We start from the raw sequence: 12011 nt of genomic DNA, 5'->3' as shown, positions 1-12011 counted from the left end.
AGTATCCAACATCCACTCACTTATAACCTTGAGCGAAATTAAGCTAACGTTAATTGTCCTGCATAAAGGACAAACGTTCTTAGCATTAATACGCCCATCAGACTCAATGAAGTAACAGAGAAAATATACACCGAGCTATGGCGAATTGAAGTTGGTGTAACGGCATTCAGCAGCAAGGGTAAAACCATACCGACACCGATGACACCATACCAGAACCAACTCGCCCAGAAACCACTACCAATTGCATTCCATACTGCTTGTTCACTTTGACCACCAGCGAAGATCAGCCCAGTAAAGAAAGTAATTAGAACAAACAACTCAAACATCACGACTGGACGTTCGAATCCGTGAATCCATGAAATAGTCGGGCTATGAGGTGATTCTTTAAAGACCAGCACACCAAATAAAATACACGCCGCCGCTCCCGAAGATAAGCTCGAGAATAAGAACAAAATCGGCAGCACTGGGTTATTCAATAGTGGGAAAGTATTTAAAGCTGAAAGCAAGAATCCGGTATAAGCGGCAAGCATCAGAGCAAGAACAGCTAAGAATATTTCCAGAGCATTCTCAAACACTTCTAATTTGCCAATCCAATTACCGACAAAATCAAGTCGCCCTTTTAGCCATGCTTGATCATTCAAGAACACGACTATTTGATCTCTAAATATAATGCCGATCCAAAGGAATAAGATCACCATATATACTTGGAATAAGATCACACCCATCGACATCACAGACGTTGGATTATAGAAGATCATGATCTTCCAAAAGGATAACGGTTTTGTCAGGTGGAAAACCAAGATAAGCAGACCTGAAATGATCCCAAATGGCGCAAGAAAAGCCGTGGCCTTTAACACACCATTATGAGCAGGATCGCCTTCAATAACCTTACGCTTTAGGTAAATGGAGATCATTACGGCACCCGCCGACATCCCCGCGAGAAATAGATAGATTGCTATAATCCAGTCCCATACCACGGTACCAGACTGAAAAGCTGCGTCCCATGCACTCATAATCAAATCTCCCCTTTTTGGTGTGGCACTTTATAGAGTTTTGGCTGAGTACCTAGATAAGCTTTATCTCTGTAAACCACCTCAGATTGAAGCACCTGATTTATCTCACTCTTAGGGTCATTTAGATCGCCAAATACTAACGCATTGGTCGGGCAAGATTCGACACAAGCCGGTAACTTCCCTTGTGCAAGATTGGTATCACGGCAGAAGTTACATTTATCTGCGGATTTGTTCTCTGGATGGAAAAAGCGCACTTGATACGGACAAGCTAATAAGCAATAACCACAACCAACACACTTCTCTTGATGAACATCGACAATGCCGGTTTTTTCATCTTTGTAGGCCGCCCCTGTTGGGCAAACCATCACGCAGGGCGCGTTATCACAATGTTGGCAAGAGTTACGAGTAAAACGGTAATCAACATTGGGATATTCGCCTTGGGGTTCGCTCTTAATAATCTCTAAGCGCGATACGCCTTCAGGCACTTTGTTCACTTCACGACAAGCTTCTGTACAAGCTGTGCAACCAATACACGCGGTTTCGTCATGAATCATTCCATAACGTTTAGCCCCATCCCCTTGAACATTGGCCAACGTTTTACGACTTGTCACCGCTGCGGTTCCCGCAACACCTGTAGTAAAAATAACGGCACCCGCGCCAGCTAAAAAGTTTCTTCTTGAGCAGCTCATAGATTACTCCCCTTCTTTCTTCTGGTTGAAGTCTGAATGGCAATCCACACACAGCTTGATGGTTTGCTTCTTATCTAAGCCCAACACCTTTGCTTCTGTCGCATGAACATCATGGCAGTTTGAACACGTTAAGTTTTGCGCATGAACGTCGTGGGTCCAGCTCGCTTCGCGCAGATCATCAGGCTTGTGACAATCGATACACTGGCTATTGGCATCCAAAATTAAGCTAGGATCTAGGTAAACCTTGTCGGTACCTGGTTGTGATTGAGCCTCACGATACTTCACCACTTTAGGCGCGCCTTCGCGGTGGTCGGGGCTAATAGAACTATGACAGTCGGTACAATTTACTTCACGGCCAAGCAAAGCGTGTGCACTTTCACCATGTGAACCCAATACCGTTTCTTTTGAATCTTTATGGCACTGAACACACTTGTAGTCTTTGTCACGGATTAATTCGACTTCATGTCTTGTTGATTCCCCTACTGGCGTAACAGCAGGCTCAGCAACAGCATGAATGGAATAACCATAGAGGCAGAATGCTAGAAGGGATTTAAGCATTATGACTATGGCCAATTTAATATTGCCCATTTTATCCTTTCCTTATACCGGCATTATTTAACTCTCAACTAAATAATATTCCGGTTAAACAAAAGTACCCTTAAACGATATTATTACCGTTTAAATGATATCAATTCTTATTTTGGATAAGCCACAACGCTTTCTATAGTTAGAATATACCTCTAATTGGGTAATACGAAATTTCGATAGGTTAATCTGTGAACGCAATCACCCTATTTATATCATGGTCAATTTAGGTAATTGATTGTTATATATGATAATAATTCTCAGTTAAATTCTAATTAAACTAACCACCAATACCACTTTAGGGTTATATAAACTTCAACGTGACTAAGGTCACTGCCATTAATTGATCTGGGACAATCTATATCCAACACGTAACAAAATGTGTTTGTTTATGAATTAATATAAACAGGAATTCTCCAGTTCTTAATTTGAATAGCAAACTCACAACGCTTGGTATAAAAATCAGTATATTGGAGATATCACTGTGAAAAAGCATTGGATACGTAATTCGGTCACAGCACTATTAATGGTTAGCGCGTCATTAGCAAGCGCGACCAGTTTTGCTGCGTCTGAACAAAAAGAAATTGGCGATCCTCGTAACGATCAGTTCGAGCAAAACCACCCAGATCAATATCATTCATGGAGACAAACTTCAGAAAGCGAAACCATTGAAGACGCACTAAAAGAAGATCCCAACATGGTTATCATGTGGGCTGGCTACGGCTTCGCAAAAGATTACAACAAGGCACGTGGTCACTTTTATGCGATTGACGATGTGCGACAAACACTTCGTACTGGCGGCCCAACGGACGAAAGTTCAGGCCCTATGCCAATGGCGTGTTGGAGCTGTAAAAGCCCAGACGTAGCACGTGTTATCGAAGAGCGTGGCGAAGACGGTTACTTTGAAGGTAAATGGGCACGTCTTGGCAACGAGATTGTGAATCCTATTGGCTGTGCAGACTGTCACGATACCCAAAGCGAAGGCTTTAAAAATGGTGAGCCAGCACTGAAGGTGACGCGTCCTTATGTTGAACGTGCGTTCGATGCGATTGGTAAGAAGTTTGAAGACCAAGGTCGCTTAGATCAACAAGCTTCCGTTTGTGCTCAATGTCATGTGGAATACTACTTCACAGGGCCAACAAAAGGCGTGAAATTCCCTTGGGACAAAGGGACTCGTGTTGAGCAAATGGAAGAGTATTACGATGGAATCGGCTTTAAAGATTGGACGCACAAAGTATCTAAAGCACCAATGCTAAAGGCTCAGCACCCAGGTTACGAAACTTGGCGTGAAGGCATCCACGGTAAGAACAAAGTCGTTTGTGCTGACTGTCATATGCCGAAAGTGACCAAAGAAGATGGCACCGTTTATACCGACCATAAAGTGGGTAACCCATTCGACCGCTTCGAAGATACCTGTGCAAACTGTCACACTCAATCTAAAGAGACCATGCTTAACATCGTTTCAAGCCGTAAAGCGCAAGTGCTGAACATGAAGCTGACTGCTGAGAAACAAATCGTAGCCGCTCACTTTGAAGCTGGCGCAGCATGGGAAGCAGGCGCAACAGAACAAGAGATGGAGCCCATCCTACAAGATATCCGTCACGCTCAATGGCGCTGGGATTACGCGATCGCATCTCACGGTGTTCACATGCACGCACCTGAAGTAGCCCTAGAGGTTCTTGGAACGGCGGTTGACCGCGCAGCAGACGCGCGAACTAAGATTGTTCGTCTACTTGCGAAGAAAGGCATTACCGATCCAATCGAGATTCCAGATATCTCAACCAAAGAAGCCGCTCAGAAAGCGCTAGGAATGGACATGGATAAGATGAATGCTGAGAAGCAACACTTCTTAGACACCGTGGTTCCTAAGTGGGAAGAGCAAGCTGAAAAGCGTGAAGCCAACTACGAATACTAGTTTCTTCAAATAGACCAATAAGATAAAACCAGTCACACTGTAAAGGTGTGGCTGGTTTTTTAGATTTGGGCGCACTCAACCGTCCCAATTTCACATTACCTTTTAGCTAATTCAAGGAACAAAGAATGAAGCACTTACTTTCGCTTTCGGCATTATGCATCGCATTAACAAGTTCAGGACTTCACGCCTCAGAACGAGCAGAAACAGGGTGGGAAATGATTGAGGAAGGTGCGCTGGTCGTTGATGTCAGGACACCAGGAGAGTTCAAGCAAGGTCATCTGGACAATGCGATTAACTACCCTCTTTCTGAGGTCGCAACACACTTTGCCAACATAAATAAAGACCAGCCAATCGTGTTGTATTGCCGCAGTGGTAATCGCTCAGGACAAGCCTATCAATTCTTACAAGCTCAAGGGTTTACTCAAATCCACAACGCAGGTGGCCTGATTGAAATGCAGGAAAGTAAATAGCCAAAGGCTAACGATTAACGACTAGCGATTGGGCCAAGCTTAACGGATCATCTGTTTGGCTTGGTTGATCGAGTGGATAATAGAAACACGATCAATCCCCTTCTGATTAGAGTCGAGAATTTGAGTCCAAGCATCGATCGCTTGTTGATAGCGCATACTGATGAAGTGATCGGTCGCGATTAACATCAAGGCCGTTCGATCGTTCGGATCAAGATCCATAGATTGCTCTAGCAGTTTGTTGACGTCATCACTCATCGCTTGTGAACTGAGATAATAAAGTGAGGTAGCTTTAGCGGCATACAAGCCTGAAGGCGCTTGAGGGTCTAAGCGAATCGCGTAGTCGTAACAGGTAAACGCCGCATCAAACTCCCCTTTCTGCATATAAACACCACCAAGCTTAAACCAAAGATCTGATTGATTAGGGTCTTGCTCCAAGCTCTGCTGAAGTTCATTTTGGAAATCTGTTGTTGTATAGCTGCTGTCGTCACTTGAAGTAAGTTGAGGGGCTTCTTGTTTCATCTGAGACCAAACCAGAATGCTGACTAATATCGCCACACATGAAATAAGGAGGTTGCTTTTCAGATGACTGGTCTTTCTGTTTGATGCGATCACGATTGCCACTAGAAATAGGCTCATTAGCAGCAAAGCAATCAGTAACCAGATATCCATTCCACTCTCCTTTCATTGACGCTTTACTGTACCTTTTTCTCACTAAAACAATATTGATCGAGGTTTAGCTATTGGCTTTTACACAAGTCACAGCCAAATTTTAGGTAATAAAAAACCGAGCACAATGGCTCGGCTTTTTGTCTCAACTTCTATTTATAGAAGTGAAAGATTACTCAGTGTCTTGCTCGCTATCAGAAGCGTCTGATGCTTGCTCTTCACTTGATTCAGAAACGACTGCTGCTTCAGCGTTTGCTACTTCAGCTTCGCCTTCAACAACCTCAGCTTCTTCTACTTCGTCGATACGTTGTAGACCTACAACATTCTCGTCGTCAGAAGTACGAATCAGTGTTACACCTTGAGTGTTACGACCAACTTGGCTTACTTCCGCAACGCGAGTACGTACTAGCGTACCTGCGTCGGTGATCATCATCATTTCGTCGCCTTCTTCAACTTGAACAGCGCCAACAACTGGGCCATTACGTTCAGAGACTTTGATAGATACCACACCTTGCGTTGCACGGCCTTTCGTTGGGTATTCAGCTAGTTCAGTACGCTTACCGTAACCGTTTTGAGTCACAGTTAGGATATCGCCTTCGTTAGAAGGAACAATCAACGATACTACTTGATCGTCTTCTGGAAGCTTCATACCACGAACACCAGAGGCAGTACGGCCCATTGCACGTACTTTGTCCTCGTTAAAACGAACAACTTTGCCCGATTTAGAGAACAGCATGATGTCGCTATCACCGTTAGTGATGTCAACGCCAATCAGTGAATCATCGTCACGTAGGTTAACTGCAATTAGGCCGTTAGCACGTACGTTTGCGAACTGATCCAGTGATGTCTTCTTAACAGTACCGTCACCCGTTGCCATGAAGATGAATTTCTCGTTAGAGAACTCAGAAACAGGCAGGATAGCCGTGATACGCTCACCTTCTTCTAGAGGAAGAATGTTAACGATAGGCTTACCACGAGCAGTACGACTTGCTAATGGCAGTTGGTAAACTTTCAGACGGTATGTCTTACCACGAGTAGAGAAACATAGGATGTTATCGTGAGTATTAGCAACAAGCAGACGCTCAATGTAATCCTCATCTTTCATCTTAGTTGCACTCTTACCTTTACCACCACGACGCTGAGCTTCGTAGTCGCTTAGGATTTGGTACTTAACGTAACCTGCGTTAGAAAGCGTTACTACAACGTCTTCTTGAGCAATCAGCTCTTCCATGTCGATGTCATGAACTGCCGCTGTGATTTCTGTACGACGCTCGTCGCCATAGATTTCACGTACTGCTTCAAGTTCTTCACGGATAACTTCCATCAAACGCTCAGTGCTTGCAAGAATGTGCATTAGCTCAGCGATTTCTTCTAGAAGGGCTTTGTACTCGTCTAGAATCTTCTCGTGCTCAAGGCCTGTTAGGCGGTGAAGACGAAGTTCTAGAATTGCTTGTGCTTGTGTTTCCGTTAGGAAGTATTGACCATCGCGGATGCCGTATTGGTCTTCTAACCAATCAGGACGAGCTGCGTCAGTACCTGCACGCTCAAGCATTGAAGCAACGTTACCAAGATCCCAACCACGAGACACTAAACCAACTTTAGCTTCTGCTGGTGTTGGCGCGCTCTTGATCAGTTCAATGATTTCATCAATGTTAGCAAGTGCTAGAGACAATGCTTCAAGGATGTGTGCACGGTCGCGTGCTTTCTTCAATTCGAAGATAGTACGACGAGTCACAACTTCGCGACGGTGGTCTACGAAGCACTTAAGCATGTCTTTGATGTTGAACAACTGTGGTTGACCGTTATTCAACGCAACCATGTTGATACCGAAAGTCGTTTGCAGTTGAGTTTGAGCGTATAGGTTGTTAAGAACCACTTCGCCTACTGCATCACGCTTACATTCAATAACAATACGCATACCGTCTTTATCAGACTCGTCACGCAGTGCACTGATGCCTTCTACTTTCTTATCTTTAACCAGTTCAGCAATCTTCTCGATCAAACGAGCTTTGTTTACTTGGTAAGGGATCTCAGTAACGATAATGGTTTCTTTACCATTCTTCTCTACTTCGATATCCGCTTTTGAACGCATGTAAACCTTACCGCGGCCAGTCTTGTAAGCATCTACGATGCCTTTACGACCACTGATAAGTGCTGCTGTTGGGAAGTCAGGACCAGGGATATAGTCCATTAGCTCATCAATAGTGATATCTTCATTATTGATAAATGCTAAACAGCCATCAACAACTTCACCAAGGTTATGTGGTGGGATGTTGGTAGCCATACCTACTGCGATACCAGAAGCACCGTTTACCAATAGGTTAGGAATTTTTGTAGGAAGTACTGCTGGAATTTGTTCTGTACCATCGTAGTTCGGTACGTAATCCACAGTTTCCTTATCAAGGTCAGCCAGGAGCTCGTGAGCAATTTTCGCCATACGAACTTCGGTATAACGCATTGCAGCCGCGGAGTCGCCATCGATAGAACCAAAGTTACCTTGGCCATCAACTAGCATGTAACGCAGTGAGAACGGTTGCGCCATACGAACAATAGTATCGTATACAGCACTATCACCATGTGGGTGGTATTTACCGATTACATCACCTACTACACGAGCAGACTTTTTATATGGTTTGTTCCAATCATTACCTAGTACATTCATCGCGAACAAAACGCGGCGGTGTACAGGTTTTAGGCCATCACGCACATCTGGAAGGGCACGACCAACGATGACGGACATCGCGTAGTCTAGGTATGAACCTCTAAGCTCATCTTCAATATTTACGGGCGTGATCTCTTTCGCTAGATCGCTCATAGAGCCATTTTCCCTCTATAGTCAGATCGTATTTTTGAATACGTATAAGACCGAAAAATATAACACAAATTTACCTACGGAGGCATCACTTTCCCTCTCCTTTTACCATCTTGTGACCCTTGTAGCCAATCAATTGATGAGAAATTGCACCTCCGCATCATATCTTGCTGAAACATGGTCACTTTACATCCAATAAACTAGCAAAATTGTAGATCTTCTGGTCAGAGCGAAAAGGCAAGTTATAATGCCTGCAATTTCATGGATGCATTATTTAACTTGGAAATGCCGATTATGACTAAATCACAGAACGTAGACCCAGCAGAAATCAAAAAATTCGAAGACATGGCGTCGCGCTGGTGGGATCTGGAAGGCGAGTTTAAGCCTCTACATCAAATCAACCCACTGCGCCTAAATTACGTGCTAGAAAAGACCGAAGGTTTATTTGGTAAGAAAGTCCTCGATGTTGGCTGCGGTGGCGGCATTTTGGCTGAAAGCATGGCTGTTGAGGGCGCAGTAGTCACTGGCCTAGATATGGGTAAAGAACCGCTAGAAGTGGCACGTCTTCACGCATTGGAAACTGGCACCAAGCTCGATTATATCCAGAGCACCATCGAAGACCATGCAGAACAGAATCCACAAACTTACGATGTGGTGACATGTATGGAAATGCTAGAGCACGTTCCTGATCCACAATCTGTGATTAGTGCATGTTCAAAATTAGTGAAACCGGGTGGTCACGTGTTCTTCTCTACCTTGAACCGTAACTTCAAATCTTACCTGTTCGCTATTGTTGGTGCAGAAAAGCTACTTAAGATTGTTCCTGAGGGCACTCATGAGCACGAGAAGTTCATTCGCCCTGCAGAACTTATCAAGATGGTCGATAACACTCCGCTGCAAGAACTAGGGATTACAGGGCTGCACTACAATCCTCTTACGGACACTTATCGTTTAGGCACAAATGTAGACGTAAACTACATCGTCCACACGCAAAACTTTGGCTAAAAAATATCGGTAGCCCTACCGTAAAACCTTTTGTAAAAAAGACGAATGAAAAGAGTTGCAATTACCATAACTTTGCGACTTTTTTCAGTCTGAATTTCGTGCGCTAGCTTCCATTTTGACCACCTCGATTTAAATTTAATCGCCTAAAATCAATCGCCCATTTTGGCCAAAGATCAAGGAATTTTTTTTTATGGGCGTGCAAAAATAAAGCATCATTAAAAGCCGACTTTTATACAATCAAGTCACATATAACCTCATCAGTTAGTGGTCACTTACAGTTTTTTTTCAATCCACCACTTATCCACAAGCAACCCCATTTCTTTACCTTGAAAAATATCAGTTGTAGCACTATCTTGTAACCCAACAAACAAATGACCCCTATATGTTGTGTTTGAACTACAATGTATGGGTAGACCAAGATCACAAAGCCGAAACGTAATTTACAAAAATTACACAGAAATACACAAAAACACGGCCTTGTTCAGTTTTGTTAGGGAAATTAAGCAGAATGAACCAACAACTTACTGTTACCAAGCGTAACGGGCGCAAAGAAACGATCGATCTAGAGAAGATCCATCGCGTGATTACATGGGCAGCTGAAGGCTTGCACAATGTTTCTGTATCACAAGTAGAATTGAAAGCTCACATTCAGTTTTACGATGGCATCACCACTACTGACATTCATGAAACTATCATCAAGTCAGCAGCGGATTTAATCTCTGAAGAGACTCCTGATTACCAATATCTAGCAGCACGTCTGTCTGTATTCCACCTACGTAAAAAAGCGTACGGCGAATACGAGCCGCCTGCACTGTATGACCACGTTGCAAAACTGGTTGATATGGGTAAATACGATAGCCACCTTATGGAAGATTACACGAAAGCTGAATTCGAAGAGCTTGACGAGTACATCGACCACAAACGTGACTTAGACTTCTCTTACGCAGCGGTTAAGCAGCTCGAAGGTAAATACTTCGTGCAAAACCGTGTAACGAAAGAAATCTACGAGAGTGCTCAGTTCCTTTACATTTTAGTTGCTGCGTGTCTATTCGCTAAATACCCGAAATCGACTCGTCTTGACTACATCAAACGTTTTTACGACGCATCGTCTACGTTTAAGATTTCTCTACCTACACCGATCATGTCTGGTGTACGTACGCCTACTCGTCAATTCAGTTCTTGTGTACTGATCGAGTGTGGTGACAGCCTTGATTCAATCAACGCGACAGCAAGCTCAATTGTTCGTTACGTATCTCAACGTGCTGGTATTGGTATCAACGCAGGTCGTATCCGTGCGCTTGGTTCTGAAATCCGTAATGGTGAAGCGTTCCACACAGGCTGTATCCCTTTCTACAAATACTTCCAAACAGCAGTAAAATGTTGTTCTCAAGGTGGTGTTCGTGGCGGTGCAGCAACGGTATTCTACCCACTATGGCACGGTGAAGTTCAGTCTCTATTAGTACTGAAAAACAACCGCGGCGTTGAAGAGAACCGAGTTCGTCACATGGATTACGGCGTACAGCTGAACAAGCTTATGTACTCTCGCCTAGTTCAGGGTGGCAACATCAGCCTGTTCTCACCTTCAGACGTACCTGGCCTTTACGATGCGTTCTTCGAAAACCAAGACCGTTTTGAAGAGCTATACGTTAAGTACGAAAACGATCCTTCAGTGAAGCGTGAAACGGTTAAAGCCGTTGAGCTTTTCTCTCTGCTAATGCAAGAGCGTGCTTCTACTGGTCGTATCTACATTCAGAACGTTGACCACTGTAATACACACAGCCCGTTTGATTCTGAAGTAGCACCTGTTCGTCAATCGAACCTATGTCTAGAAATCGCGCTTCCTACTAAGCCACTTTCTAACGTAGAAGATGACGAAGGCGAAATTGCACTATGTACGCTTTCAGCATTCAACCTTGGCGCAATCAATGAACTGGACGACCTAGCAGAGCTTTCTGAACTGGTTGTTCGTGCACTTGATGCATTGCTTGATTACCAAGACTACCCACTTCCAGCAGCACGCAAGTCGACAATGAACCGTCGTACTCTAGGTGTGGGTGTCATCAACTACGCATACTACCTAGCGAAAAACGGCGTGAAGTACTCTGATGGCAGCGCAAACAGTCTGACTCACCGTACTTTTGAAGCAATTCAATACCACTTGTTAAAAGCGTCTGTTGAACTGGCGAAAGAACAAGGCCGTTGCCCATCTTTCCACGAGACCAACTACGCGAAAGGCCTACTGCCAATCGATACTTACAAGAAAGATATCGACTTAGTATGTGAAGAGCCACTGCACTACGATTGGGACACGCTACGCGAAGAGATCATGGAGCACGGTCTGCGTAACTCTACGCTAACAGCGCTTATGCCTTCTGAGACATCGTCTCAAATCTCGAACGCGACTAACGGTATCGAGCCACCACGTGGTTACGTATCAGTGAAAGCATCGAAAGACGGCATCCTTAAGCAAGTGGTTCCAGATTTCCTAAATCTTAAAGAGAACTACGAGCTACTTTGGAACATTGGTTCTAACGACGGTTACCTACACCTAGTGGGTATCATGCAAAAATTCGTTGACCAAGCTATCTCTGCAAACACTAACTATGACCCAAGTGTTTACGACAGCGGTAAAGTACCAATGAAGAAGCTGCTTCAAGACCTACTAACAGCGTACAAGTACGGTGTTAAGACGCTTTACTACCATAACACTCGTGATGGTGCTAAAGACGACCAAGGCGATGCAGTTCAAGTGCCGGAAGAAGATTGTGAAGGCGGCGGTTGTAAGATCTAAACCGCAATAAACATTAAGACCCCAGAGAAGAGTTATCTTCTCTGGGTTTAAAGCATTAACAGGGC

General features: G+C 44.1%; 9 protein-coding genes. 4 read left to right on the top strand and 5 right to left on the bottom strand.

Annotated features, from left to right (window positions below; all coding sequences use genetic code 11):
• Positions 1-38 precede the first annotated feature (38 nt).
• The 3 genes from nrfD to nrfB are packed head-to-tail and all read right to left on the bottom strand — an operon-like array spanning position 39 to position 2290.
• On the bottom strand, positions 39-1013 hold the full coding sequence (gene nrfD, locus AB4323_RS06350) for a cytochrome c nitrite reductase subunit NrfD (protein WP_372151947.1): 975 nt from the start codon (positions 1011-1013) through the stop codon (positions 39-41).
• Positions 1014-1015: 2 nt separating this feature from the next.
• The gene (gene nrfC, locus AB4323_RS06345) at positions 1016-1702 is read right to left on the bottom strand and encodes a cytochrome c nitrite reductase Fe-S protein (RefSeq protein WP_372151945.1); all 687 of its coding nucleotides are present in this window, start codon (positions 1700-1702) and stop codon (positions 1016-1018) included.
• 3 nt (positions 1703-1705) lie between these two features.
• Positions 1706-2290: a cytochrome c nitrite reductase pentaheme subunit gene (gene nrfB / locus AB4323_RS06340; RefSeq protein ID WP_019822323.1), complete on the bottom strand. Its 585-nt coding sequence runs from the start codon at positions 2288-2290 to the stop codon at positions 1706-1708.
• 481 nt (positions 2291-2771) lie between these two features.
• Here nrfB and nrfA point away from each other — a divergent pair, with 481 nt between their 5' ends.
• On the top strand, positions 2772-4202 hold the full coding sequence (gene nrfA, locus AB4323_RS06335) for an ammonia-forming nitrite reductase cytochrome c552 subunit (protein WP_372151943.1): 1431 nt from the start codon (positions 2772-2774) through the stop codon (positions 4200-4202).
• Between the two features lie 125 nt (positions 4203-4327).
• Positions 4328-4672 (top strand): rhodanese-like domain-containing protein, encoded by a 345-nt coding sequence (locus AB4323_RS06330; protein ID WP_372151941.1) that lies wholly within the window; start codon positions 4328-4330, stop codon positions 4670-4672.
• Positions 4673-4711: 39 nt separating this feature from the next.
• On the opposite strand, the gene AB4323_RS06325 is transcribed toward AB4323_RS06330, so the two are convergent.
• Positions 4712-5341: a tetratricopeptide repeat protein gene (locus AB4323_RS06325; protein WP_372151940.1), complete on the bottom strand. Its 630-nt coding sequence runs from the start codon at positions 5339-5341 to the stop codon at positions 4712-4714.
• Positions 5342-5510: 169 nt separating this feature from the next.
• On the bottom strand, positions 5511-8153 hold the full coding sequence (gyrA, locus tag AB4323_RS06320; protein WP_017072500.1) for a DNA topoisomerase (ATP-hydrolyzing) subunit A: 2643 nt from the start codon (positions 8151-8153) through the stop codon (positions 5511-5513).
• A 258-nt stretch (positions 8154-8411) separates the two neighbouring features.
• Between gyrA and ubiG the strand changes: the two genes are divergently transcribed.
• Together ubiG and nrdA are read left to right on the top strand one after the other, a co-directional pair.
• Positions 8412-9155 carry a bifunctional 2-polyprenyl-6-hydroxyphenol methylase/3-demethylubiquinol 3-O-methyltransferase UbiG gene (gene ubiG / locus AB4323_RS06315; protein ID WP_017063556.1) on the top strand — a complete coding sequence of 248 codons (744 nt, stop codon included), beginning with the start codon at positions 8412-8414 and terminating at the stop codon, positions 9153-9155.
• A gap of 508 nt (positions 9156-9663) precedes the next feature.
• Positions 9664-11946: a class 1a ribonucleoside-diphosphate reductase subunit alpha gene (gene nrdA, locus AB4323_RS06310; RefSeq protein ID WP_102333640.1), complete on the top strand. Its 2283-nt coding sequence runs from the start codon at positions 9664-9666 to the stop codon at positions 11944-11946.
• Positions 11947-12011 lie beyond the last annotated feature (65 nt).

Source organism: Vibrio sp. 10N.261.52.C11, assembly GCF_041471405.1.
GTDB classification, from domain to species: domain Bacteria; phylum Pseudomonadota; class Gammaproteobacteria; order Enterobacterales; family Vibrionaceae; genus Vibrio; species Vibrio crassostreae_C.
This window is presented reverse-complemented; position numbering and strand designations above follow the sequence as displayed.

Excerpts from the sequence above, each read along its gene's own strand:
- gyrA (WP_017072500.1), bottom strand. The coding sequence starts at position 8,153 with ATGAGCGATCTAGCGAAAGAGATCACGCCCGTAAATATTGAAGATGAG.
- nrfD (WP_372151947.1), bottom strand. The coding sequence starts at position 1,013 with ATGAGTGCATGGGACGCAGCTTTTCAGTCTGGTACCGTGGTATGGGAC.
- AB4323_RS06325 (WP_372151940.1), bottom strand. The coding sequence starts at position 5,341 with ATGGATATCTGGTTACTGATTGCTTTGCTGCTAATGAGCCTATTTCTA.
- ubiG (WP_017063556.1), top strand. The coding sequence starts at position 8,412 with ATGGATGCATTATTTAACTTGGAAATGCCGATTATGACTAAATCACAG.
- AB4323_RS06330 (WP_372151941.1), top strand. The coding sequence starts at position 4,328 with ATGAAGCACTTACTTTCGCTTTCGGCATTATGCATCGCATTAACAAGT.
- nrdA (WP_102333640.1), top strand. The coding sequence starts at position 9,664 with ATGAACCAACAACTTACTGTTACCAAGCGTAACGGGCGCAAAGAAACG.
- nrfB (WP_019822323.1), bottom strand. The coding sequence starts at position 2,290 with ATGGGCAATATTAAATTGGCCATAGTCATAATGCTTAAATCCCTTCTA.
- nrfC (WP_372151945.1), bottom strand. The coding sequence starts at position 1,702 with ATGAGCTGCTCAAGAAGAAACTTTTTAGCTGGCGCGGGTGCCGTTATT.